Raw genomic sequence first — 22,984 nt, 5'->3', positions numbered from 1 at the left:
GTACGAGGATACCACAAAAACCCGGCGGGCGAAGCCGCACTCTGCGGCAGGAGCGCTTAAATAGTTCCAGGCCGCGTGAGGTGTTAGCGCGCGGCTGCGGCCTGGTAGACGACTTCGCCAGCGACGAGCGTCGTGGTGGCAATGCCGGTCAGCTCCCAGCCCAGGAAAGGGGTGTTGTGGCCGCGGCTGTGCAGTGTCTCGGGCGAAACGTGCCAGCGTTGCCGCGGATCGATCAGGGTTACATCGGCTACGGCGCCAATTTGGAGCGTTCCGGCGTTGAGTCGAAGCGCCGTGGCGGGGCCGCAGGTCAGCCGGGCGATGGCCTGGCGTAGATCAAGCACGCCCTCGTCGACCAGGCGCAGGGTAAGGGCTAGCAGCGTATCGAGGCCGCTGATCCCCGGTTCACTCGCCGCGAAGGGGCACGCCTTGGCGTCCGGGTCGTGCGGTTGATGATCGGAGCATAGAGCGCCGATCGCGCCACTGGCGACGTAGTGACGGAGTCCGGCGCGATCTTCGGCGCTGCGCAGCGGTGGGCAGACGTGGGCAGTGGTGTTATAGCCGCTGCAATCCTCTTCCGTTAGGTGCAGGTAGTGAACTGCGGTGTCGGCGCTGACGCGGAGCCCGGCCCGCTGTGCTTCGGCGATCATCTGAGCGGCACGGGCACTCGATAGGCGGCCGATGTGGATCGCCACCCCGCGTTCTTCGGCGAGCGCCAGAAGGCGGCCGACGGCGGCCGTCTCAGTGGCCACCGGCTGTCCGGGTAGACCGCAGCGGGTGGCCACTGCGCCGTCGTGGACCAGGCCGGCGGCTGCTAAGTCGGGATCTTGCGGAGTGAGTACGATCGGGATATCGAAGGTGGCCGCGTAGTCGAGTGCTCGGCTTAGCACCAGGGTGTTGCGGATCGGCTGGCCGCCGTCGCTCAAGCCTGGGCACCCGGCATCGCGCAGCGCGGCCATCTCGGTCAAGTGCTCGCCGGCCAGCGCGCGGGTCAACGCGCCCAAGGGGTGGACACGGGCTCCACCCGCTTCAAGGGAGCGGTTGTGGATCAGTTCGACGACCGCCGGAGTATCAGTCACCGGCTGCGTATCGGGAGGTTGCAGCAGGGTGGTGATGCCGGCAGCGGCGGCAGCGCGCGCTTCGGGGACGATACCGCCCTTGCGGACGCTGCCAGGTTCGCGCAGGCGTGCGGCAAGGTCGATCAGCCCGGGGACGACGAGCTGGCCGTCGGCTGCGATGGTCCGATCGGGGGTGAAGTCGGCCGGTGGTGAACCGATCCCGACGATGCGGCCGGCAGCGATATAGAGATCGGCCTCAATAGTGCCGTGGCCTGCTGTGCTGGGGTCGATGATTGTGCCGCCGCGAATGTGCACCCGGCTCACCCGCTCTCCTCCTCATCGCTGGCGCTGGCGATTGCCGGCTCGTTGTAGCCGCCCAAGATCATCGCCATGACTGCCATGCGTATGGCGATTCCGTTGGTCACCTGCTGCAAGATGACCGAGCGTGGCCCGTCGGCAACGCGTGGGTCGAGTTCGACGCCGCGGTTGACCGGCCCTGGATGCATCACGATGGCCTCGGCCGCGGCGTGCTGCAGGCGCTCTTCAGTCAATCCGTAGCGCTTAAAGTATTCGCTCTCGCTCGGCAGGAGGGCACCACTCATGCGCTCGCGTTGCAGACGCAGCATAATGATGACGTCGGCGCCAGCCAGCCCGCTCTCCATATCCTCGAAGAGTCGCGCGCCGAACTGCTCGCAGTGGCGCGGCAGTAAGGTACGCGGGGCGATCAGGCGCAGCTCGCCGGCCCCGAGCGTGCGCAGCACGTGGAGCTGAGAGCGCGCGACCCGCGAGTGGAGGATATCGCCGACGATGGCGATGGTGAGCGGTTCGAGCGGCCCCTTGACGCGGCGAATGGTGAAGGCATCGAGCAGCGCCTGGGTCGGGTGGGCGTGGCGCCCGTCGCCGGCGTTAATAACGGCGACCCCCGGGGCGACGTGGCGGGCGATGAGCTCGGCAGCGCCGCTATCGGCGTGGCGCACGACGAAGGCGTCGCACTGCATCGCCTCAAGGTTGTGCAGCATATCGAGCAGACTCTCGCCCTTACTGGTCGAAGAGGTCGCTACATCGAGGTTAAGGACATCGGCAGAGAGGCGCTGGGCGGCGAGCTCGAAGGTCGTCCGGGTGCGCGTGCTCGGCTCAAAAAAGAGGTTGATGATAGTGCGCCCCCGCAGCAGCGGGACCTTTTTGACCGACTTGCCGAGAACGCCCGAGAACGACTCAGCGGTATCGAGAATGCGGGTGAGTAGGTCGCGTGGCAGCCCCTCTGTGGTCAGCAGGTGGCGCAGCCGGCCTTCGGCGTCGAGCTGTACACTCATGTGGGGCGCTCCGACTCACAGGCAAAGCGCAGCGGTTCGGGGCCAAGCAGTTTCAGACGCTGTGTTCGCGGCATCTCGATGCGCACACCGACAATATCGGGCTGGATGGGGAGTTCACGGCCGCCGCGGTCGATCAACGCCGCGAGCAACACCTGTGCGGGGCGGCCATAGTCGAACAGGGCATTAAGTGCGGCACGGCTCGTGCGGCCGGTGTGGATGACATCATCGACGAGGACGAGCACGCGCCGATCGACGCAGACCGGGATCTCCGAGGGCTGGACGGCGGCCTTCAGCCCCGTGGTGGTGTGATCATCCCGGTGGAAGGCGACCTCCAGTGTGCCGACCGGGGCCGGGAGGTGCAGCCGCTCCTGAAGGGCGTGCGCGACCCACACCCCGCCGGTGTGAATGCCGACGAGCTGTGGGGCGGGGTCGATATCCGCAATAACCGCCAGTCGCTCGTTCAAGCGCTCGGCGACCTGATTGATAAGCTGGACGGCATCGAGTTGCGAGGTGTTCATGGGGACCTCGGCTTGCGCTAAATCTGCGCTAAAAAGGTCTCAACGATTACGGCTGCAGCCTCGGCGTGGAGCCGATCGGCGTTGCGCTGCGAGCGGCGCCGACTCGGGCTGCGCGCCTCCAGTCGCTGTGTCGCCTCATGTGAAGAGAGGCGCTCATCGACGGTGGCGACCGGTAGCGCGTAGCGCGCTTCTAACGCGCGGCTGAGCCGCCGGGCGGTCTGCGTACTGTTTGAGTCGCTGCCGTCGGCGTGACGCGGCAGGCCGACGAGCAGCAGCTGCGGTGACCACTCCGCAAGCAACGCATCGACCTCGGCCCATCGCGGCAGGCCGTCATCGGCGCGCAGGCAGCTAAGTGCTCGGGCCGAGCCGAGCAACGCCTCGCCCACGGCGACACCGATTGTCCGCGCACCGGGGTCGAAGCCGAGCACTGTACCGAGGGTCGCGGTATCGTAGCGCGCCGCCTCGGTGCGCTCGGCCAGAGCCGCCTCTGCAGGAGGTTTGGGTGTCCTCCCGGCGCTCGTGTCTGAGGGATGCTCAGGCATGACCACTCTCCGATGAGAGTAGCGAGATGTCGATGCCCATGTGAGCGGCGGCGGCACGCCAGCGCTTTGCCGTCTCGGTTGCAAAGATGACCCGGGGGTCGACTGGGCCGGAGAGCCATGCGTTCTGTGCCAGCTCCTGCTCCAGTTGACCCGCTCCCCAGCCGGCGTAGCCGAGAGCAACCAAACTCTGCTTCGGGCCATCGCCGCGTGCGAGCGCAACGAGAATATCGCGCGAGGTGGTGATGGCGATCTCTTCGGAGATCCGCAGCGACGCCTCCCAGCGCTCATCGGGGGGGTGGAGGACAAAGCCGCGTTCGCGTTGCACCGGGCCGCCGGCAAAGACTGTCTGCTCTTGTGGGCTCGAGTTGCTGACCTCAAGCTCAAGATGGGCGAAGAGGTCGCCGAGTTTGACGTCAGTTGGGCGGTTGACGACGATCCCCATCGCCCCGGCCGACGAATGCTCGCAGAGGAGGGTGACCGTCTGCGAAAAGTTCGGGTCGGCCAAGCTCGGCATGGCGATCAGAAAGTGATTCGCCAAGTGTGCGCCATCTTCTGCTTGCAAGTGCCGTTCGCTCATGGGGGTAGTATCGGTCACCAGCGGCGGTGTAGACAAGGGCGTGCGGCAAGCTGGGGTGTTTCTTCACTTCGCACTACTGGGTGCGCAGTCCCTCGCCGTCGACGAACTCCCAGGTGCGGGTGATGACGAGCCGGTCGTGTCCATCCATGACCGCCTCGGGGACTTCGGCGAAAGGGGCGCCGAGTTTGACAATCCGCACGGCGGCCTCGTCGAGCAGATGGTAGCGGGAGGGTTGCACGATGCGGGCGGAGTCGAGCGAGCCGTCTGGCATCAGGGTGACTTCCAGAATGAGACGGCCCGAAAGACCACGGTTGCGGGCTTCATCGGGGTAATTCAGATTGCCAATGCGCTCAACCTTGCGCGTCCACTGCTCCATGTAGGCGGCGGCATCGTGGGCGCGCGTGCGCGCGTTTAAGAAGCGCTTGGAGGGCTCACGGGGTTGGCTCAGGCGGCGTTGCAGTTCGGCGATCTCGGCGGTGGCCGGATCTTGAGCGTTGCGCGGATGCTCCTGCTCGCTCTGCGGGGTCGGCTCCGCCGGTGCGGTTTCAGTTGCCGAGGCGCGCTCTGCGGTTTCGGCGGTGATCTGCTGCGGCTGTTCGGGAGGGGGGGCACTGCTGCCGCCGCCCGGTTCGCCGCTTGGGGCGTCGAGCGGGGGAACCGGCTCACCGGCTAAAGGCAATGGGATCTGTGCCTCTTCCGCGAAGCCGCCGCCATCCTGATCGAGATCGGCGAGAAAATCGGCCTCCTCGGGGGGGCGTTCGGCCTCGATCTGCGCCAGCGTCACCTCCATCATCGACGGTTCGGTAGCGCGTGGGGCCAGTTCCCAAGTTAACCCCACCCCGAGCACAACAAGGGCGTGGACGGTTACGGCGAGGAAAAGCGACATGCCAAGCCGGTCGCCGTCGAGTTCGGGAAGAGATGCGTGCGGGACGCGGCGGTTCAAGGTGCTGCCTCTTGACTCATTGGCTAGTCGGCGATGTGGAGCGCCGGTGGCTCGTAGCGCAGCTCGACACGCTCGGCCATCGCCGTTGTCATCCATACCTCGCCGTGACGATCGATCAGCAGCACGTAGCCCACCCCGAGTTGCTTGGCGACAGTGTGCCACGCCTGCGGGCCGGCGATGAACAGCGCCGTTGCTGCGGCGTCGGCTAGCACCGGATCGCTGTCGATGACGGTGACCGAACGGCTGCCCATGGCCGGATAGCCGGTCGTCGGATCGAGGATGTGGTGGTAGAGGCGGCCGTCGTGCTTGAAAGCCCGCTCGTAGTCGCCCGAGGTGAAGACGGCTTGATTGGCCTCGGCAGTTACGGTGGCCAGGATGCCGTCACTGCGCGGATCGCGCACGCCGATGCGCCAGGGTCGGTCGCGCCCCGGCTCGGGGAGGCCCAAGGTCGCCAAATCGCCGCCGATATGGACCATACCGGCGCGCACCCCGTGTTCAGCCAGGGCGGCGACGGCACGGCCGGCGGCGTAGCCCTTGCCGATACCGCCGAGATCGAGGCGGACGGCGTCGTTCTCACTGCGGACTCGGTTATCGGCGTCGATGTGCAGATCGGTCAGCCGCGGTGCCTGCTCGACCCAGCGCGATAATTTCTCCGCATCGGGCGGCTGCTGGAGGGGACCGTCGTGGCTGGAGAAGGCCCACAGCTCGGTTAAGCCGCCGATCGCCGGGCTGAAGCGGCCGGCGCTGGCCTCTTCGACCTGCCGCGCCCGTGTCAGCAAGTGGCGCAGTTCGTCGCTGATCTGCATCGACTCGCCGCGGGCTAAGCGCTCGTTGAGCATGCCGAGTTCGGAGCCGTAGCGCGGATGCCACGCCTCATGCACCGCGTCGATCTCGGCGCGGGCGGCACCGAGCGCGGCTGCCGCATCGGCTTGCCCTGCATCGGTGATGCGGATCTCGACCGTGGTGCCGAGCGCCATAAAGCGCAGTGGTTCAGGAGGTGCGCTGTCGCGCTGACAGCCGCTGACGAGCAAGACGAGGCTGAGCAGGGCAGCAGCAATAGTGCCGCAGGCGGTTAAGTGTAGGCTCTTCATGGGCGATATCACGTTGGTAAGGGCGATCTATGGCATTGTAACGAAGCCATGAAAAAGAGACAGGAGATCTACGCTCCGGGCGCGCGGGCCCAGGCACTTTTGCCCCTTTTGCCGCAGCTGCGTGAAGGGCTTGATGCCGCTGTGGTGCGCCTGAAAGCCGCTGGTGAGAGGGGGGGTGCCATTGCCGGGGCACGGGCTGCCGTGCAGCGGCTGAGCAGCGGCTTTCGCTTTCTGGCGATTCCAGAGCTCGAGTCTTTGAGCGCAGAGATTGATGCCGGGTTAGAGCAGCTAGGGGCGATTGATGCTGCGACGGACTTGACGGCGGATTGCGGTGCGGTGGCGGATAGAGTCGACCGTGATCAGCTGCGCAGCGAGTTGCACAGCGCGCTCTCCGGTTGCAACGAAGTGCTCGAAGGCGTGGTGCGTGGTGACGATCCGCTAGCGGCCATTACCGCTTGGATCGATCGCTTGCGCTATGCCCGCGGTGCGCCTCGCTACGACTGCCTGGCACTGCTGCGCCAGTGCCTCGATCCGCAGGCGCCGCGCGCCTGGGAGGCGGCTATCGAGGTGCGGGCGCGGCGCGCGCGCTGGCCCTACCAGCTGGCGGTGCTGGAACTGCTTCGTGGCGAGGAGTGGGCGGGGCAGCAGCAGTCGCTGCAGGCGATGCAGTCGCTGCTGGAGCGGCTGGAGCAGAGTCTCGGCAACAGCGCGGCCGGCAGTGCGTGCTGGGCAGCGCTCGGTTTGATCGAAATGCTCTCGGCGCAGGCCGAACCGCTGAGTGTGGCCGATAAACGGACGCTGGCCGGCTACGACCGCGAGCTGCGGCGACTGACTGCCCCGGCTGCGGCGCTGACCGGGACGCCGCCGGCATCGCTGGTCGAGGCCCTGCTAGCGCGCTGTGCTGAGTTGAGCGAGAGTACAGCACAAGAGGTGTGGGAGGGCGGTGGCCGGTGGATGTTGCTCAGTGTGGCTATAGCACGGCTGCCGCGGGGTGAGTGGGTCTTGCCGGAGGGTCCGCAGAGTCGGCAGACGCAGCCAGCAGACGATCAGCCGCGCACGGCGGACGCGGTATGGGTGCCGCGGCAGCCGTTCGGGCAGTCGCCTGTAGCGCAGAGCGCTGGGTGGGATAGGGCGCGAGAGATTGCGCGCGCGCCGGCAGAGCCGGGGCCGCTGTTGGCGCTGCCGCCGCCCACCACGCCGGCTATAACTGCGAAACCGAAGGCCGTCGAAGAGCCGCTGCTGCTGGAGTCAGAGGCCTCATCCCTGGGTATGTTGACGCCGCTTTATGCCGAATGGTGCGCACTACTCCGGCGCGAGGCGGAGCGGAATCACCGGTTGATCGAGTTCGAGGTGGTCGCTGCGGCAGGTGAGTTACAGGCGGCCGTCGTGGCACCTCTGCGTGAGGCGCTTGATGAGTTGCTGCGCAACGCTGTCTGCCACGGCATCGAGGCCCCTGATCAGCGCCAACGCAGCGGTAAGTCGCGGCGCGGCAAGCTGCGCCTGCAGGCATCGTTGGAGAGGACGGGGGCGCTACGGATTGCACTCAGCGACGATGGGGCGGGGATCGACGTCGAGCGTCTCCAGCAGCAGCTCTCCGACTATGTGCCCGATGAGGCGCCGCTGCTGACCCGCGGTGAGATCCTGACCCTGGTCTCTATGCCCGGAGTCAGTGCCCATCACTGGAGTGCTACAGCAGCAGAGGATGCGAGACAGAGGCCCCGCGGCGACGGCATGGAGCGTGTGGCGGCGGCAGTGCGTCAGCTGCGCGGGTTGCTCGATCTTGAGACCATCACCGCGGGCGGTACGACCTTCACGCTGCGGCTGCCCGCTGCCAACGTCTTGGCGGATACGGCCGGAAGCTCTTCTTAGCGAGTAGCCGCGTCAGAGTCGTGCTAGAGCTCACCGAGGGCGCTGACCACCGTGCTCAGCGCGGCGATGGCTGCGGTCTCGGTACGCAAGGTGCGTCTTCCAGCGGCAGCCGGGATAAAACCGTGGGCCGCAGCGGCCGCCAGTTCCGCATTGCTTAGACCGCCTTCGGGGCCGATTAAGAGCACTGTGCCGGTGGCTGCCGTCAGAGTGCTGAGCGGTTCCTCGGCCTGTAGGCTCAGGACTAGGCGTCGTGCCGGTGCATCATCCAGGGTCGCCCAGGCCTGTGCCAGCGGGCGGGGTTCATCGATCTCCGGCAAGCGGTTGCGGCCGCACTGCTCGCAGGCACTGGCCGCGACCGCTCGCCAGTGCTGGCGGCGTTTGGCGGCCCGCGCGCTCTTCTCAAGGCGCACCACAGTGCGTTCGGTGAGCAGCGGGACGATGGCGCCGACACCGAGTTCGGTCGCCTTCTCAACGGCCACGTCCATGCGTTCACCCTTCACAACGGCCAGCATGAGGACGACGCGGGCCGGGAGTTCGCGTTCGGTCGGCTGTTGTGGGCCGACTTCGACGCAGATGCGTCGCCGCTCGATAGCGAGTAGGGTGCTGGGGTGTTCACCGCCGTTGCCGTCGAAGAGGGTGACGCGGTCGCCGACGCTCAGCCGGCGTGCCCGAACGTGTGCTGCCGGGTTGGCAGGCAGTTCGAGTTGCGCGCCGGGAGTTAGGGGGAGCGGGACGTAGAGTCGAGCCATCGGTCTCTCCGTAAGAGGGGGTAGAGGCCGTAAGGGGCGGCCTCTTTGATAAGCACGCAGCCTATCAGAGCGAGGTGGTATTGCGCTGGCGAAGGGGCTGCAGAATGGGCGATAATTAGAACAAGAGCAGTTTTCACTGCTGGGTTTGTCAGATTGGTACACACAGCGTGGATCGACCGTCACCCTATACGCAGTGCCGCAGTCGGTCGGCTATCGAAATCGTACAGCAACAACAGGGAGAACCTGCATGACAGCAACTGAGAAGCCGTGGACCGAAGCGATGCCCGAAGAGCAGTTTGCGCGCATGCGTGACGTGCTCGCCGCGCCGAGTCCGATCGGTCTTGAGGCCGCGATGACCTTCGGGGTGATCGAGCCGTACTTCGAGTCGTTCCGCCCCGATGGATGGGCCATTCACCGCTTCCAGGGGCACGCCGGGATCGTCTTCGACACCCATCCCGGCGACGAAGAGCGCTTTAGGATCATGGTCGTCGGGCACGCCGATAAGATTCGGTTGCAGGTGCGCAGCATCGGTGAGGACGGCAAGATCTGGGTCGATAGCGACTCCTTTCTACCGGGGACGCTGCTCGGTCATGAGGTGACCCTCTTTAGTGAAGATCCCGAGGCTCCGGGGACGTATCGGCGCCTTGAAGGCGGCACCATCGAGGCGCTCGGTGCGATCCACTTTGCCGAGGAAGCAGTGCGCCGCGGCGATAAGGGGGTGAAGAAAGAGCAGCTCTATCTGGAGCTGCAGATCCACGGCGACGAGCCGAAGGCGCAGGTCGAAAAGCTTGGGGTGCGCCCCGGCGATCCGATCTTGCTCAACCGTCCGATTCGCCGCGGCTTCGGCCCCGATACGTTCTACGGCGCCTACCTCGACAACGGCCTCGGTTGCTTTGTCACCGCCGAGGTCGCGCGTTTGATCGCGGCGGCAGGTGGCCCCGAGAACGTCCGCGTCCTCTTTACGATGGCCAGCTACGAGGAGATCGGTCGCTTCGGCAGCCGGGTTATGGCTGGCGAGCTGAAGCCCGATGCGCTGATTGCCGTCGATGTCAATCAAGACTACGTCGCCGCTCCCGGCGTCGGCGATAAGCGCTTCCAGCCGCTGAGCATGGGCAAGGGCTTTACCTTCAGCTGTGGGGCGATCACCAGCGAGCAGCTCAACGCGGTACTGCAGCAGGTGGCGCGCCAGCACGAGATCCCTTTCCAGCGCGATGTCAGCGGTCGCGACACCGGCACCGACGGGATGGCCGGGGTGCTGGCCAACGTCGACTGCGTCGCCGCCTCGATCGGTATCCCGATCCGCAACATGCATACGATCTCGGAGACTGGCTACACCGGCGATGTCATCGCGGCGATCCACGCCGTGACTGCCACGCTGCAAGAGCTTGATCGGCGAGACGATGGACAAGGCAGTCTGCGTGAGCTCTTCCGCCAGGGCCACCCGCGGCTCGATCAGGTCAGCGGATTGGGCCACCCCGGGCTGGCCGCGATTAAGGAGGACAAGGAGGACGAGGCTGCAGCGGCGTCGAAGTAGGCGGTGCACGCTGTACAAGCACCGCGCCCTTCGCCGCTCCCAGTGGGCGGCGTCTGGCCGGTGTGCAGCTGTGCTTGGTGTGCAGCTGCAGCTGCAGCTGCTGTGGCTGGCGGGGGCGGGGACGCCCCGCGCCGGCCGTACCTTGCCCCGTGCCCTTGTCTCCGCGCACTTATACTGGGGCACTAATATTTCAATAGCTATTCGTCAGCGGACGTGTTACAGTCGATTTGTGTTTGCAGAGGCCTGCTCGCTAATTCGCTGACAGGCCCAGGTTACCGCCGAACAACGCTCCGCTTTTGCGGGTGGCGATCACCGGTCCGGTACCCTCGAACCGGTCGTGGATCGCTGCGCCAAGGCCTTTCCTCGATGACTTCCTATCTATTCTCCGGTCGCACGTCGGCTGGTGCCTTGGCGCTCGTTAACCCGTTTTTAGGAGTTCTCTATGTCTTTTGATTCTCTGGGCCTCTCCCAGGAGTTGTTGCGTGCGGTCAAGCAACAGGGCTACACCACCCCGACGGCGATTCAAATGCAGTCGATCCCTGCCGTGCTAAACGGTGGTGATGTAATGGCCAGCGCGCAAACGGGCACTGGCAAGACGGCGGCCTTCACGCTGCCGATGCTTCAGCGCGTCAACGATGGGGCGGAGCGGCAGCGTACGCCGCGAGTGCGCGCCTTGGTCCTGACGCCGACGCGTGAGTTGGCCGCCCAGGTGCAGCAGAGTGTGAGCACCTATGGCCGGTATCTGCCGATCCGTGCTGCCGAGATCTACGGCGGGGCACCGATGGGCAAGCAGACCGCGATCCTACGCCGTGGGGTCGATATCGTGGTCGCCACCCCGGGGCGTCTGATTGATCACTTAGAGCGCGGCAACGTGCAGCTCGGTGGAGTCGACATCTTGGTGCTCGATGAGGCCGATCGCATGCTCGATATGGGCTTTAAGCCGGCGATCGAGCGCATCGTCAAGACCTTACCGGCGCATCGGCAGACGCTGCTCTTCTCGGCGACGTTCTCGGGTGCGGTGCGTGGTTTGGCGCAGCGTTTCCTCAACGCCCCGCAGCTGATCGAGATGGGTGGCAGCAACGCCGCGGCTGAGGCGGTGGAGCAGGCGGCCTACCTGGTCGACTCGCACCGTAAGAGCGAGCTGTTAAGCCATCTGATCGGGTCGCGCAATTGGCATCAGGTGTTGGTCTTTACCCGCACCAAGCGCGGTGCCGACCGCCTCGCCGAGCAGCTTGAGCGCGCCGGCATTCGGGCGCAGTCGATCCACGGCGATAAGAGCCAAGGCCAGCGCGGTCGTGCCCTCAACGCCTTTAAGCGGCGTTCGGTGCGGGCCTTGGTCGCCACCGACGTGGCCGCGCGCGGGCTCGATATCACGGGGCTGGCGAACGTCGTCAACTACGACCTGCCCAACAACCCCGACGACTATGTCCACCGCATCGGGCGGACCGGGCGTGGTGGCGATCACGGCTCGGCGTGGTCGTTCGTCGGTGGCGATGAGCGCCGACAGCTGCAAGCGATCCAGCGCACCGTCAAGGCCGACATCCCGCTGCAAGTGCTCGAAGGATTCGAGCCGACTCAGCGGCGCCGCTCCGGGCCGCCGCCGAGCCGTCGCTCCGGGCCACCGCCGCGGCGTCCCTCCGCCGCCGCCGGGCGCTCTACGTCGTCACGCGGGCCAGGAGGTCCGAGTGGGCATAGCAGTCGGCGTCCCAGCTAGCCAGCGCCCGCTCGCTAGCGTTTAAACTAGCGCTTAAAATCGATCGGTTGCAGCTCGTGCCGGCTGAGCAGGCGATAGAACTCCGTGCGGTTGCGTCCAGCGAGGCGCGCCGCACGGCTGACATTCCCCTCGGTCAGTTTCAGCAGGCGAACCAGGTAGTCGCGTTCAAAGCTCGCGCGCGCTGCGGCGAGTGTCGGCACCGCCGGTTGGTTGTCCTGGCGCAGCGCCTGGCGGACGAGGTCGTCGGGGATGACCTCGCTGGTACACAGCGTGACCGACTGCTCGATCACGTTTTGCAACTGCCGGATATTGCCCGGCCAGTCGGCCTGCGCCATGGTCTCGATTGCCTCCGGCGAGAAGTCGCGGACCGCTCGCCCGTGTCGGCGCGCGGCCTCACCGAGAAAGTGACGCGCCAGCAGCGGAATATCTTCGCGACGTTCAGCCAGTGGCGGCAGTTCGATGCCGACGACTGCTAGGCGAAAGTAAAGATCCTCGCGGAAGCTGCCATCGGCCAGTGCCGCATCAAGATCGCGGTGGGTGGCTGAGAGCACCCGAACGTTGATTGCTACCCCCTGGCGCCCGCCGAGTGGGCGCACCACCTGCTCCTGCAGGGCGCGCAGCAGCTTCACCTGCAGCTGCAGCGGCATATCTCCAATCTCATCAAGAAAGAGCGTGCCGCCGTCGGCTTCGCGAAAGAGCCCTTCGCGGTCGCGATCAGCGCCGGTGAAGGCGCCGCGGACGTGACCGAAGAGCTCCGACTCCAGCAGCGTCTCCGGAATCGCCCCACAGTTTACGGCGACGAAGGGGCCGTCGGCGCGTGGGCTGCTGGTGTGGATGGCGCGGGCAATGACCTCCTTACCGGTGCCGCTGGCGCCGCGGATCAGTACGTTTGCCTCGGAGTCGGCAACGAGCAGGGCGCGTTCGAGCACTGCCTCCATGCGCGGGCTGCGGGTGTGCAGGCCGTGGCGCAGACCGGCTTCGCGGGCCGACGCCGAGCCGCGGCCGCCGCCGTGGAGGACGGCCTTTTCGAGCTGTTCAAGCAGTTCGGCGGCGTCGAACGGCTTAGTCAAGAAGCCCTGTACGCCGCGTCGGGTCGCCTCGACAGCGTCCGGGATCGAGCCGTGGGCGGTGAGAATAATCACCGGCAGTGCGGGCCAGCGCTGGCGTATCGCCTCGAATAGCGCCAACCCATCCATGCCGTCCATACGCAGATCGGTGACGACGGCATTGGCTGGTTCGCGTTCGAGTTCGGCTAGGGCACGTTCCCCGCTTTCGCAGGTCGTCGGTGCGTAGCCAGCGCTCTGCAATCGCATCTCGAGCAGTCGGCAAAGGCTCGGGTCGTCGTCGACGACGAGGATTCGGGCGCGTTCGCTCATGGTCGTGGTTGCTCTCCTGACTCGGTTGGGTCCGGCTGCCCGCCTGACCTCTTTGGTCCCTTTGGGCTTGTTGGCCTCATTGGCCCCGTGGGTCCTGTTGGCCCCGTTGGCCCCGTTGGCCCGTTGGGTCGGGACGCTTTGGCGCGGGTAGGGTGGCACGCAGCAACGCCCCGCCCTCACCGGCGCGCTCTGCTTCAATCTGACCGCCGTGCGCAGCGATATGTTCGCGGACCAGCGACAGACCGAGGCCGCTGCCTTTGACTGAGCTGCGACCGCGAGCACTGCCCTGGCGAAACGGCTCGAAGATCGTCGCGCGCTCTGATTCCGGAATGCCTTCGCCCTGATCGCTGACCGAGAGCTCAAGCTGATCGGCGCTGCGGCGGAGGGCCACCGCGATGGTGCCGCCGTCGGGAGAGAAGCGCAGGGCGTTGGAGAGAAGGTTATCGATGACCGTGGTGAGCTGTTGGCGATCGCCGTAGATCGTCTGCTCCTCAAGCTCAAGAGCGATCTCGACACCGCGGCGGCGCGCCGGCAGCGTGTGGCGCTCGACGACATCGCGAATCAGCGCGGTGAAATCGAGCAACTGGTGCTCGGTAGGGCGCTGGATGGCCTCGCCGTGCCGTGCGAAACGCAACAAATTGTCGATCTGCCGACGCAGTTCGTGGCTGTTTTCGCGCACGATGTCGATGATCTCATCGGCCTGTTCCGGGTGGTTGCGGATGGTGCGCTCCCGCAGCAGTTCGGTCCCCTCAAGGACGGCGGCTAGTGGCGTTTTGAGCTCGTGGGAGAAGTGGCGCAAAAAACGCTGGCGCTGATTTTGCAGTGCGGAGAGGTGCTGGCGCAGCCAGTCGAGCTCTTCGCCGAGGGTTTCCAGATCGCGCGGCCCGGCGACGCGGATCGGCTCTTCAAAGCGGGTGGCACCGAGACGCCGGATGGCATCACCGAGGGCGTGAATGGGGCGGTGGATGCGGCGTGCGAAGTAGACCATGAAGAGGATGGTGACGGGGATCGCAGCGAGCGAGTGCCAGACGAGGATCTCGCGCGCCTGCTCGGAGAAGGCGGCCATGCGGTCGACTTCGCGGTCAATGCGGTCGTAGCCGGCGGCGGAGACGGCTGCAACCGACCGATGCAGCGCCATGATCAGCTCGGGGACGCGCTGATGCGCCGCGATCGCTTCGTGCTCTTTGAGCAGTAGGGTCACAAGCAGGGTCGACTCGACAATGCGAACCCCGCGGTGGATCCAGTCGGCCTCCGCCGGGCCGATGCTCCCGGGAATGCCGCCGGCGGCGGCTAAGTCACGGCGCCACTGTCGGTAGTCGCGCATCGAGGTTGGATCGTCGAAAATTAAATGCTGCCGCGCGGCACGCTCCATGTCGGTCGCTAAGCGGGCCATACGGGCGCTCTCCTGTGTCACCCCGATGGCTTCGTAGACGGCCAGCTCGCCCTCACCGGCTAGGCGATCGACCGACCAGGCCGCGACACCCAGCGCCGTGATCAGCGGTGCGCTGACCAGCGCAAAGCCGATCAGCACCAGCCGCAGCAGCGATTTCGGGCGGCCGAGAAGCGATGGGATATCGAGTGGAAGACGGAGACGAGACATCGATTGCGGGCGGCCTTCAAGGTCGAGGAGCGCCGCAGCAACGGCAGCTCGGTCTATCGTTCTGTTGGAGCGGTTCATACCCTACGACCGACACTGCGTCTTACAGTTCAGGGCGAAAGCCGCAGCGACGGTTAGGGGCAAGGGCTGCCGGCGATGGCTTGAGAAGGGTGGCCAACGGACAAAAGAAGGCTGCGGCGGCTGTGAGCGAAGTGAGAGCCGAGCGACTGCAAGCGCAGTCGGCCGTTGCATCCGCACGGCGGCAAAACTATCGTACCGCCATCCCCTCTTCACGACTATGGCCGTCGCGAGCCCGATGGAGGAGTCAAAAGTCATGAGTCATCACGGTGTGGTCGAGGTGACCCGGTTTCGGGCCGCCATCTTCGATATGGACGGCGTGGTCACCCAGACCGCAACGGTCCATGCACAAGCGTGGAAGGCGATGTTCGATGCCTTTTTGCAGCGTTACTACGCGGCGCGCAACGAGCCGTTTCGCCCCTTCGACGTGCAGGACGACTACTTCGCCTACGTCGATGGACTGCCACGCCACGCCGGGGTTCGCAACTTTCTCCAGTCGCGGGCCATCGAGCTGCCGGAAGGAAGCGAGGACGACGCGGCCGAGTGCGACACGGTGCACGGCTTAGGCCAACGCAAGGATGCCATGGTGCAAGAGGTGTTGGCGCGTGACGGCGTGGAGGTCTTCGACGATTGGCGGGAGGCCTTCGAGCAGTGGCGTGTCGCCGGCATGAAGAGTGCGATCGTCTCCTCCAGTCTCAACTGCCAGGCGATGATCCGGGCAGCGGGAATCGAGCCGCTTTTCGATGCTCGGGTCGATGGTGCGGTCTCGCGCGAGCTGGGGCTGAAGGGCAAACCGGACCCCGATATCTTCATCGAGGCCGCACGGCGCCTCGGCGAGCCCCCAGCGGCGTGCGTGGTCTTCGAGGACGCCATCTCCGGGGTCCAGGCCGGTGCCGCCGGCGAATTTGGACTGGTCGTCGGTGTGGCGCGCCACGGCAATCACGACGATTTAGCCCGTCACGGGGCGCAAGTCACCGTGACGCGGTTGACCGAACTCAGTGAGAGTTGAGAAGGAGGCGCTATGACAGCCCCCGCAGATCTCTTCACCCCCGGGGTCGAAGAGGCGCTGCTCGGCCGGCTCGCCGGCCAGACGACCCCCCTCTTTTTAGACTACGACGGGACACTGACGCCGATTGTCGACGACCCGGCACAGGCGGTGCTCAGCCCGCAGATGCGCGATGTGCTCGGGCGCCTAGCCGAGGTCCACACGGTCGCCCTAGTCAGCGGTCGTGACCTGACGACGTTGCGCGACTTCGTCGGTCTCAACTCGGTCTACTACGCTGGCAGCCACGGCTTCGATATCGCTGGGCCGGGTGACTTGCGCCAGCGCAACGCCGCGGGTGAGGCCTGTGTTGCAGCCCTCGATCAGGCGCAGGACGAACTGCAACAAAGATTGGGTAGCCTCTCCGGCTGGGCGTTTGAGCGTAAGGCGTTCGCGCTTGCCATCCACTATCGCCACGTCGCCGAGGCGCAACGCCCGACACTCACCGAGATCGTGCAGGAGATTGGGGCACGCTACACGCAGCTGCGGGTCGGCAAGGGCAAGATGGTCTTCGAGTTGCAGCCCGATGTGGCGTGGGATAAGGGGCGAGCCGTGTTGTGGCTGCTTGAGGCGCTTGGCCTCGATCGCCCGCACGTCACCCCGCTCTACTTCGGCGACGACTGGACCGATGAGGACGCCTTCCGTGCCCTGCAAGGACGTGGCATCGGGGTCTTCGTCGGCGAGCTCGAGCGGGAGACGGCGGCGGAGTATCGCTTGGCGAGCGTTGAGCACGTCGGTGCTTTTTTTGAACGTCTGTTGCAAGGGGGCAGTGCGGCATGAACCTACCGAAGACCTCGGCTTGGTGTATGGAGTACAGCGGTTGGGAGCCAGACCATCAGCAGCACCGGGAGGCCCTGTGCACACTCGGAAACGGCCGCTTTGCCACGCGTGGCGCCTTCGAGGGGGCGAGTGCCGGCGATGTCCACTACCCTGGAACGTATATGGCCGGTGGCTTCAACCGACGCACCAGCGTCGTCTCTGGGCGTGAAGTCGAGAACGAGGACCTGGTCAACCTGCCGAATTGGCTCTGCTTGAATTTCCGGCCTGCAGGCGAGGGCGAGTGGCTCGACTTCGACCGGGTCGAGTGGCTGGAGTTCAAGCAGCAGCTCGATATCCGCCACGGCATCCTGACCTACACGCTGCACTTTCGTGATCCGCAGGGGCGCGAGACCCGCCTGATCAGTCGACGAATCGTGCACATGGGGCTGAGCCACTTCGCGGCCCTGCACTGGCAGCTCGAACCACTCAACTGGTCGGGAGAGATCGTGGTGCGCTCCGGGATCGACGGCGGGGTCGAGAATCTTGGGGTGGTGCGCTACCGGCAGCTTGAGACGAAACATCTTGAGGTGCTGGAGAAGTGCGAACTGGCCGCCGACTCGGTGCTGCTGCGCAGCATGACCAATCAGTCGCGGGTGGCGCTGGCCCATGCGGCCCGGACGCAGGTCAGTGGCAGTGATGGCGAGCCGGTGGAGCAGGGGCGCCGTTTGGTGGTCGAGGGTGACTTCGTCGGTCACGATATCCAGGTGCGCTGTGAACAGGGGCGGCCGATCACAGTAGAGAAAGTGGCGACCTTCTTCTCGGCGCGCGATCGGGCGATCTGTGAGCCGGCGCACGATGCCCAGCTTGAGCTGGCGCGGGCAGAGTCGTTCGAGTCGCTTCTCGCCTCGCACCGGCGGGCCTGGGAGCGCTACTGGAACTGGTGGGATATCGAGCTGCGGGCTGAGGGCAACGGCGTGCTCGAAGAGCAGCTGGTGCTGCGGCTGCATATCTTCCATTTGCTGCAGACGACCTCGCTGCACACCATCGATCTCGACGTCGGCGTGCCGGCGCGGGGGCTGCACGGCGAAGCCTATCGCGGCCATATCTTCTGGGATGAGCTCTTCATCTTGCCGCTGCTTAACCTCCACATGCCGGAGATCACCCGGGCGCTACTGATGTATCGCTATCGTCGCTTGCCGGAGGCGCGCTGGGCTGCTTACGACTTAGGGCTGCGGGGGGCGATGTACCCGTGGCAAAGCGGCAGCAATGGGCGCGAGGAGAGCCAGATCCTGCATCTCAACCCGAAATCGGGCCGCTGGCTCCCGGATACGACCTACAAGCAGCGACACATCAATGCTGCAGTGGCGCACAACGTCTGGCGTTACTATGAGGTCACCGGCGATATCGAGTTTATGGGGTTTGCCGGGACCGAGATGATGCTGAGCATCGCGCAGTTTTGGGCCAGCATCGCCGAGCACTGCCCGCAGAAGGAGCGGTACGTGATCCGTGGCATCGTCGGCCCCGATGAGTTTCACACCCGCTATCCCGATCGCGACGAGGCTGGGCTCGATAACAACGCCTATACGAACGTCATGGCGGCGTGGTGTCTGCGCACCGCCGGCGAGGCGTTGGCCATTCTCGCCCCGACGCAACGCGACGATCTGCTGCAGCGCCTCGGTATCGATGCGTCCGAGTTGCAGCGCTGGGACGAGGTCAGCCGGCGGATGTTTGTCCCCTTCCACGGCGACGACGGCTGCATCATCAGCCAGTTCGAAGGCTATGAGCAGCTCGAACCGCTCGACTGGGAGGGGCTGCGCGCCCGCCACGGTGACATTCAGCGCCTCGATCGGCTCCTGGAGGCCGAGGGCGACGACGTCAACCGCTACCAAGCGAGCAAGCAGGCCGATCTGCTGATGCTCTTCTACCTCTTCTCCTCGCAGCAGCTTAAGGAGTTGCTCGCGCACATGGGGTACGACTTCAACCCGGAGATGATCCACGCCAATATCGAGTACTACGAGGCGCGCACCTCGCACGGCTCGACGCTGAGCAACATCGTCCACTCCTGGGTGTTGGCGCGCTCCGATCGGCAGCGCTCGTGGGATCTATTCGGCAATGCCCTGATGAGCGATGTCGCCGACGTCCAGGGCGGCACGACCAAAGAGGGCATCCACCTCGGGGCGATGGCCGGTACCGTCGATTTGGCGCTGCGCGGGTACACCGGCTTGGAACTGCGCGAGGGGGTGCTGTGGCTCGATCCCATGCTCCCCGATGGATTGCACCAGGTCCAGCACAAGATCCACTACCGCGGCCACTGGATCACCATCCTGGTCAATCATGTGCGCCTAGTGGTTAGCCTGGAAGAGGGGACCTGTCCGCCGATTGAGATGGGCTACCGGAGGCGGATCTACACCCTGGAGCAGGGGCAGTCGCTGGAGCTGCCGACTGGAGCGCCGGCCTCAGACTAGTGTGGCGCCTGCCGCTGCTAGGGCGCGGCGCAGGTAGCCAGCGGTGTGGCCGTGGCTGCTTGCGGCGACGTGTTCCGGCGGGCCAGCGGCGATGAGCTGGCCGCCGGCGCCGCCGCCGTCCGGGCCGAGGTCGATCACCCAGTCGGCTGATTTAATCACGTCGAGATCGTGTTCGACGACCACGACCGTGTTGCCGTGATCGCAGAGCCGCTGCAGCACACCGAGCAGCTGCTCGACGTCGGTAAAGTGCAGACCGGTGGTCGGCTCATCGAGGATATAGAGCGTGCGTCCGTGCTCGCGGCGGGCCAGTTCACGGGCGAGTTTGACGCGCTGCGCCTCACCGCCGGAGAGGGTCGTGGCGCTCTGGCCGAGGTGTAAGTAGTCGAGCCCGACCTCGCAGAGGGCGTCGAGCCGGCGGGCGATGGCGGGGATGGCGGCGAAGAAGTCGCGCGCCTGTTCGACGGTTAGGGCTAAGAGGGCAGCGACGTTATAGCCGCGATAGCGGATCTCCAAGGTCTCGCGGTTGAAGCGGGCGCCGTTACAGGCATCGCAAGTGACGTGGAGATCGGGGAGCAGATGCATGGCAACGCGCTTGACGCCTTCGCCTTGACAGACTTCGCAGCGGCCACCGCGGACGTTGAAGGAGAAGCGCCCTGGGGTGTAGCCGCGCGCACGCGCCTCTGGGGTGGCGGCGAGCAGTTCGCGCAGCGGGCCGAATAGCCCGGTGTAGGTCGCAGGATTGGAGCGCGGGGTGCGGCCGATCGGGCGCTGGTCAATAGCGACGACCTGATCGAAGTGGTGCAACCCGGTGATGTGGTCGTGCGCGGCCGGCTGCGTGCGGGCGCCGTTGAGCTCGCGCGCTGCGCAGCGGTAGAGGGTGTCGTTGATCAGGGTCGATTTGCCCGAGCCGGAGACGCCGGTGACACAGGTGAGCACGCCGCACGGGATGGCGACATCGAGCCCCTGCAGGTTATGGCCGCTGGCGCCGTGAAGGGTGAGCGTAGGGGCGTGCTCGGTCGAACGGCGCGGCGGTAGGGAGATGCGGCGATGCCCGCTGAGAAAGGCGCCGGTGAGCGAGTCGGGTGCAGCGGCAACCGCTGCCGGGGTGCCACTGGCGACGACCTGGCCGCCGTGGACGCCGGCGCCCGGGCCCATGTCGAGAAGGAAGTCGGCGGCCCGCATCGCGCTCTCCTCATGCTCGACGACGACAACGGTGTTGCCGAGATCGCGGAGGCGGCAGAGGCTTTCGAGCAGGCGGGCGTGATCGCGTGGGTGGAGGCCGATTGAGGGCTCATCGAGGACATAGAGCACACCGACGAGTCCGGCGCCGATCTGGCTCGCTAGGCGGATGCGCTGCGCCTCGCCGCCGGAGAGCGAGCCGGCGGGGCGATCGAGGGTGAGATAGCCGAGTCCGACCTCATCGAGAAAGCGCAGGCGGCGCTCGAGCTCATCGACGATCGGGGCGGCGATCTCGGCGCGGGCACCGCTCAGACCGAGGTTGCAGCAGCTCTGGTGGGCCTCGGCGATGGAGAGGGCGCTCAGCTCGGGTAGGCGGTGGCCGGCGACGGCGACGTGGCGCGCCCGCTCGTTCAGACGCGCCCCGGCGCAGCTCGGGCAGCACTGCTTCTGGGAGGGGGCGACGGCTGCATCCGCTCTTTCCGCCGCGTCTGCTGCGTCCGCTGAGTCTGCAGAGCGGACGGTGTAGCCAAGACCGTCACAGCTTGGACAGGCCCCCTCGGGGTTGTTAAACGAAAACATCCGCGGCTCCAAGACCGCGGTGCTGTAGCCGCACTCGGGGCAGCTGCGCCGCGTCGAAAAGCGCAGCGCTGGACGCTGCGGCTCATCGATCCAGGCGACGAGCGCCAGGCCGGCGCTTTGGGCTAAGGTTGTCTCGAGAGAGTCGGCCAGCCGGCTGGCTAAATCCGGACGCACCCGGAAGCGATCGACCACCGCCTCGATGCGCTGCGCTGCGGCTGCGATCGCGGGCGGGAGGGCGTCGAGCTCATAGACTTCACCGTCGAGGCGGACGCGAATAAAGCCTTGGGCACGGAGTCGTTCACACGCCCGTTGCCCCTCTTCTCCGGCCTCTGCGAGTGGGGCGAGCAGCATCATCTTGGTGCCGTCGGGCTCGCTGAGGATGCGCTCGACCATCTGCGTGACGGTGTTCACCTCGAGGGCCGTGCCGTGGGTGGGACAGAGCGGCGTCCCGACCCGAGCGAAGAGCAGCCGCAAGTGGTCGTGGATCTCCGTCACCGTAGCGACGGTCGAGCGCGGGTTGTGGCCGGTCGTTTGCTGTTGGACGGCGATCGCCGGTGACAGCCCAGAGATGTGATCGACATCGGGCTTATCCATCAGCGAGAGAAACTGCCGCGCATAAGCCGATAGCGACTCGACGTAGCGGCGCTGCCCTTCGGCATAGAGGGTGTCGAAGGCGAGTGAAGACTTGCCGGAGCCTGAGGGTCCAGTGATGACGATCAGGCGGTTGCGAGGCAGGTCGACGTCGACGTTGCGGAGGTTGTGGGTGCGCGCACCGCGGATGCGGATCAGATCCATGCTGGGTTGGTTACGGTCACAGGTGTTAAGCGGCAGAGACGGCGTGATTACGGCGTGCTTAAAGTCCGATTGTAGCAGCGGTACTGTGTCGTGCGTATACCGGGGCTTATACCGGGGCCGGTGGCACGGGTGGCAGGCCGGCCAGACAGGCGACGGACCAGGCGACGGACCAGGCGACGGACCAGGCGACGGACCAGGTAGGTGGCTGCCAGTGCGCATTGTGCGCAGTTTTCCTGGCCGCCAAAAATCGCTACATTGGGCGACCGTCCGGTTCGGTCCGCACTTCGATCCAGAAAGGATGGGTGGTGCTAGAAAGTTCCAGCGCCGAGGCTTGAGCTGGCGGCAAGATCAATCACTGACTCAATTAGAGACGAGCGACGGAATGGAGGTGCTCGGCCATGGCTAGAGGCGTCAACAAAGTTATCTTGATCGGCAACCTGGGGAGGGACCCCGAGGTCCGCTACACGGCCTCCGGAAGTGCGGTGGCCAACGTGACCCTGGCGACGACCGACGTGTGGCGAGATCGGCAAAGCGGCGAGCAGCAAGAGCGCACCGAGTGGCACCGGATCGTCTTCTTCAACCGACTCGGTGAGATCGCCGGCGAGTACCTGCGCAAAGGCAGCAAGGTCTACGTCGAAGGGCGGTTGCAGACGCGCAAGTGGCAGGATCAAAATGGTCAAGACCGCTACACCACGGAGATCGTCGCGAATGAGATGCAGATGCTCGACTCGCGCGGCGGCGGTGGCGATGCGATGCCGGCTGGAGACGGGCAGCGAGCCGGTGCCGGTGCCGGTGCGCCGATGAGTGAACCGCCCGGTGCATCGAATCGCGGACAGTTTGGTGAGGGTGGTGGCCCAGAGCCGGATGACGATATCCCGTTCTAAATCGTATATATCTTGCTTTGTAAAGATAGGTGACTAATCCAAGCGGGACCGCCCTTGTCACGTAGGGGGTCTCGCTTTTTTGGCTAAGATTCTTTGTAAAGAAAAGGTTGGCACGAGGGAGCTAGACTCTAGTCTTGCAAAAAATGCGCGATAGTGTACTCTTGACTCATGGAGAACACCATGAGTACAGGCAAGGCGGCGAAGCGGCTGGGTGTTTCGGTCAAGACCCTGCAGCGCTGGGACCGCGAGGGGCGCCTCATTCCAGCGGCACGGACTGACAGCAATCGTCGTCTTTACACTGAGGCCCAATTGCGGGAGTTCATCG

The 22,984-nt window shown here is 65.7% G+C and carries 19 protein-coding genes; 8 read left to right on the top strand and 11 right to left on the bottom strand.

All coding sequences use genetic code 11. The annotated features are described in order from the left end of the window. Positions 1 to 83: 83 nt before the first annotated feature. The 7 genes from CKO15_RS08185 to CKO15_RS08155 all read right to left on the bottom strand — a co-directional run bounded on the left by CKO15_RS08185 (position 84) and on the right by CKO15_RS08155 (position 6,039). On the bottom strand, positions 84 to 1,379 hold the full coding sequence (locus CKO15_RS08185; protein ID WP_200194900.1) for a dihydroorotase: 1,296 nt from the start codon (positions 1,377 to 1,379) through the stop codon (positions 84 to 86). Continuing rightward, the gene (locus tag CKO15_RS08180; RefSeq protein WP_200194893.1) at positions 1,376 to 2,368 is read right to left on the bottom strand and encodes an aspartate carbamoyltransferase catalytic subunit; all 993 of its coding nucleotides are present in this window, start codon (positions 2,366 to 2,368) and stop codon (positions 1,376 to 1,378) included. Before CKO15_RS08180 ends, CKO15_RS08185 begins: the two co-directional genes overlap by 4 nt. After that, positions 2,365 to 2,886 (bottom strand): bifunctional pyr operon transcriptional regulator/uracil phosphoribosyltransferase PyrR, encoded by a 522-nt coding sequence (pyrR, locus tag CKO15_RS08175; protein ID WP_200194887.1) that lies wholly within the window; start codon positions 2,884 to 2,886, stop codon positions 2,365 to 2,367. The genes CKO15_RS08180 and pyrR overlap by 4 nt, the downstream gene beginning before the upstream one ends. Positions 2,887 to 2,903: 17 nt before the next feature. After that, positions 2,904 to 3,428: a Holliday junction resolvase RuvX gene (ruvX, locus tag CKO15_RS08170; protein WP_200194875.1), complete on the bottom strand. Its 525-nt coding sequence runs from the start codon at positions 3,426 to 3,428 to the stop codon at positions 2,904 to 2,906. Then, the gene (locus CKO15_RS08165; protein ID WP_200194863.1) at positions 3,421 to 4,005 is read right to left on the bottom strand and encodes a YqgE/AlgH family protein; all 585 of its coding nucleotides are present in this window, start codon (positions 4,003 to 4,005) and stop codon (positions 3,421 to 3,423) included. The genes ruvX and CKO15_RS08165 overlap by 8 nt, the downstream gene beginning before the upstream one ends. Positions 4,006 to 4,078: 73 nt before the next feature. Continuing rightward, on the bottom strand, positions 4,079 to 4,948 hold the full coding sequence (locus CKO15_RS08160) for an energy transducer TonB (protein ID WP_200194851.1): 870 nt from the start codon (positions 4,946 to 4,948) through the stop codon (positions 4,079 to 4,081). Positions 4,949 to 4,971: 23 nt separating this feature from the next. After that, complete coding sequence (locus CKO15_RS08155; RefSeq protein ID WP_200194845.1) at positions 4,972 to 6,039, bottom strand: FAD:protein FMN transferase; 1,068 nt, start codon at positions 6,037 to 6,039, stop codon at positions 4,972 to 4,974. Between the two features lie 48 nt (positions 6,040 to 6,087). Between CKO15_RS08155 and CKO15_RS08150 the strand changes: the two genes are divergently transcribed. Then, on the top strand, positions 6,088 to 7,908 hold the full coding sequence (locus CKO15_RS08150) for a FimL-related protein (protein WP_200194839.1): 1,821 nt from the start codon (positions 6,088 to 6,090) through the stop codon (positions 7,906 to 7,908). 23 nt (positions 7,909 to 7,931) lie between these two features. Here CKO15_RS08150 and CKO15_RS08145 read toward each other — a convergent pair whose 3' ends face one another. Next, the gene (locus tag CKO15_RS08145; RefSeq protein ID WP_200194833.1) at positions 7,932 to 8,657 is read right to left on the bottom strand and encodes a 16S rRNA (uracil(1498)-N(3))-methyltransferase; all 726 of its coding nucleotides are present in this window, start codon (positions 8,655 to 8,657) and stop codon (positions 7,932 to 7,934) included. A gap of 247 nt (positions 8,658 to 8,904) precedes the next feature. Here CKO15_RS08145 and CKO15_RS08140 point away from each other — a divergent pair, with 247 nt between their 5' ends. Continuing rightward, positions 8,905 to 10,191: a M20/M25/M40 family metallo-hydrolase gene (locus CKO15_RS08140; RefSeq protein WP_200194827.1), complete on the top strand. Its 1,287-nt coding sequence runs from the start codon at positions 8,905 to 8,907 to the stop codon at positions 10,189 to 10,191. Between the two features lie 442 nt (positions 10,192 to 10,633). Next, complete coding sequence (locus CKO15_RS08135) at positions 10,634 to 11,905, top strand: DEAD/DEAH box helicase (protein WP_200194815.1); 1,272 nt, start codon at positions 10,634 to 10,636, stop codon at positions 11,903 to 11,905. A gap of 26 nt (positions 11,906 to 11,931) precedes the next feature. On the opposite strand, the gene CKO15_RS08130 is transcribed toward CKO15_RS08135, so the two are convergent. Beyond that, positions 11,932 to 13,281 (bottom strand): sigma 54-interacting transcriptional regulator, encoded by a 1,350-nt coding sequence (locus CKO15_RS08130; RefSeq protein WP_200194809.1) that lies wholly within the window; start codon positions 13,279 to 13,281, stop codon positions 11,932 to 11,934. 76 nt (positions 13,282 to 13,357) lie between these two features. Next, positions 13,358 to 14,881 (bottom strand): sensor histidine kinase, encoded by a 1,524-nt coding sequence (locus tag CKO15_RS14380; RefSeq protein ID WP_200194798.1) that lies wholly within the window; start codon positions 14,879 to 14,881, stop codon positions 13,358 to 13,360. Between the two features lie 331 nt (positions 14,882 to 15,212). Between CKO15_RS14380 and CKO15_RS08120 the strand changes: the two genes are divergently transcribed. The 3 genes from CKO15_RS08120 to CKO15_RS08110 are packed head-to-tail and all read left to right on the top strand — an operon-like array spanning position 15,213 to position 19,222. Next, positions 15,213 to 15,965 carry a beta-phosphoglucomutase family hydrolase gene (locus tag CKO15_RS08120; RefSeq protein WP_200194789.1) on the top strand — a complete coding sequence of 251 codons (753 nt, stop codon included), beginning with the start codon at positions 15,213 to 15,215 and terminating at the stop codon, positions 15,963 to 15,965. 12 nt (positions 15,966 to 15,977) lie between these two features. Then, positions 15,978 to 16,778, top strand: coding sequence for a trehalose-phosphatase (otsB, locus tag CKO15_RS08115; protein WP_200194783.1), 801 nt, complete (start codon positions 15,978 to 15,980; stop codon positions 16,776 to 16,778). Then, on the top strand, positions 16,775 to 19,222 hold the full coding sequence (locus CKO15_RS08110; RefSeq protein ID WP_200194770.1) for a glycoside hydrolase family 65 protein: 2,448 nt from the start codon (positions 16,775 to 16,777) through the stop codon (positions 19,220 to 19,222). Before otsB ends, CKO15_RS08110 begins: the two co-directional genes overlap by 4 nt. Here the strand turns inward: CKO15_RS08110 and uvrA are convergent. Continuing rightward, complete coding sequence (gene uvrA / locus CKO15_RS08105; protein ID WP_200194764.1) at positions 19,214 to 21,775, bottom strand: excinuclease ABC subunit UvrA; 2,562 nt, start codon at positions 21,773 to 21,775, stop codon at positions 19,214 to 19,216. The two genes, CKO15_RS08110 and uvrA, sit on opposite strands and share 9 nt — an antisense overlap. Positions 21,776 to 22,173: 398 nt before the next feature. Here uvrA and ssb point away from each other — a divergent pair, with 398 nt between their 5' ends. Beyond that, a complete protein-coding gene (gene ssb / locus CKO15_RS08100) occupies positions 22,174 to 22,659 on the top strand; it encodes a single-stranded DNA-binding protein (RefSeq protein WP_200194759.1) in 486 nt (161 codons plus the stop codon). A 168-nt stretch (positions 22,660 to 22,827) separates the two neighbouring features. Next, on the top strand, positions 22,828 to 22,984 hold a 157-nt coding region (locus CKO15_RS08095), incomplete at its 3' end, for a MerR family transcriptional regulator (RefSeq protein WP_207124001.1).

Source organism: Halorhodospira abdelmalekii (assembly GCF_016583625.1).
GTDB lineage: Bacteria > Pseudomonadota > Gammaproteobacteria > Nitrococcales > Halorhodospiraceae > Halorhodospira > Halorhodospira abdelmalekii.
Note: the sequence above shows the minus strand (reverse complement) of the source record. Positions and strands in the feature narration are given on the sequence as shown.

Coding starts and splice junctions, on each gene's coding strand:
- CKO15_RS08180 (WP_200194893.1), bottom strand. CDS start 2,368: ATGAGTGTACAGCTCGACGCCGAAGGCCGGCTGCGCCACCTGCTGACC.
- pyrR (WP_200194887.1), bottom strand. CDS start 2,886: ATGAACACCTCGCAACTCGATGCCGTCCAGCTTATCAATCAGGTCGCC.
- ruvX (WP_200194875.1), bottom strand. CDS start 3,428: ATGCCTGAGCATCCCTCAGACACGAGCGCCGGGAGGACACCCAAACCT.
- CKO15_RS08165 (WP_200194863.1), bottom strand. CDS start 4,005: ATGAGCGAACGGCACTTGCAAGCAGAAGATGGCGCACACTTGGCGAAT.
- CKO15_RS08155 (WP_200194845.1), bottom strand. CDS start 6,039: ATGAAGAGCCTACACTTAACCGCCTGCGGCACTATTGCTGCTGCCCTG.
- CKO15_RS08150 (WP_200194839.1), top strand. CDS start 6,088: ATGAAAAAGAGACAGGAGATCTACGCTCCGGGCGCGCGGGCCCAGGCA.
- CKO15_RS08145 (WP_200194833.1), bottom strand. CDS start 8,657: ATGGCTCGACTCTACGTCCCGCTCCCCCTAACTCCCGGCGCGCAACTC.
- CKO15_RS08140 (WP_200194827.1), top strand. CDS start 8,905: ATGACAGCAACTGAGAAGCCGTGGACCGAAGCGATGCCCGAAGAGCAG.
- CKO15_RS08135 (WP_200194815.1), top strand. CDS start 10,634: ATGTCTTTTGATTCTCTGGGCCTCTCCCAGGAGTTGTTGCGTGCGGTC.
- CKO15_RS08130 (WP_200194809.1), bottom strand. CDS start 13,281: ATGAGCGAACGCGCCCGAATCCTCGTCGTCGACGACGACCCGAGCCTT.
- CKO15_RS14380 (WP_200194798.1), bottom strand. CDS start 14,881: ATGTCTCGTCTCCGTCTTCCACTCGATATCCCATCGCTTCTCGGCCGC.
- CKO15_RS08120 (WP_200194789.1), top strand. CDS start 15,213: ATGAGTCATCACGGTGTGGTCGAGGTGACCCGGTTTCGGGCCGCCATC.
- otsB (WP_200194783.1), top strand. CDS start 15,978: ATGACAGCCCCCGCAGATCTCTTCACCCCCGGGGTCGAAGAGGCGCTG.
- CKO15_RS08110 (WP_200194770.1), top strand. CDS start 16,775: ATGAACCTACCGAAGACCTCGGCTTGGTGTATGGAGTACAGCGGTTGG.
- uvrA (WP_200194764.1), bottom strand. CDS start 21,775: ATGGATCTGATCCGCATCCGCGGTGCGCGCACCCACAACCTCCGCAAC.
- ssb (WP_200194759.1), top strand. CDS start 22,174: ATGGCTAGAGGCGTCAACAAAGTTATCTTGATCGGCAACCTGGGGAGG.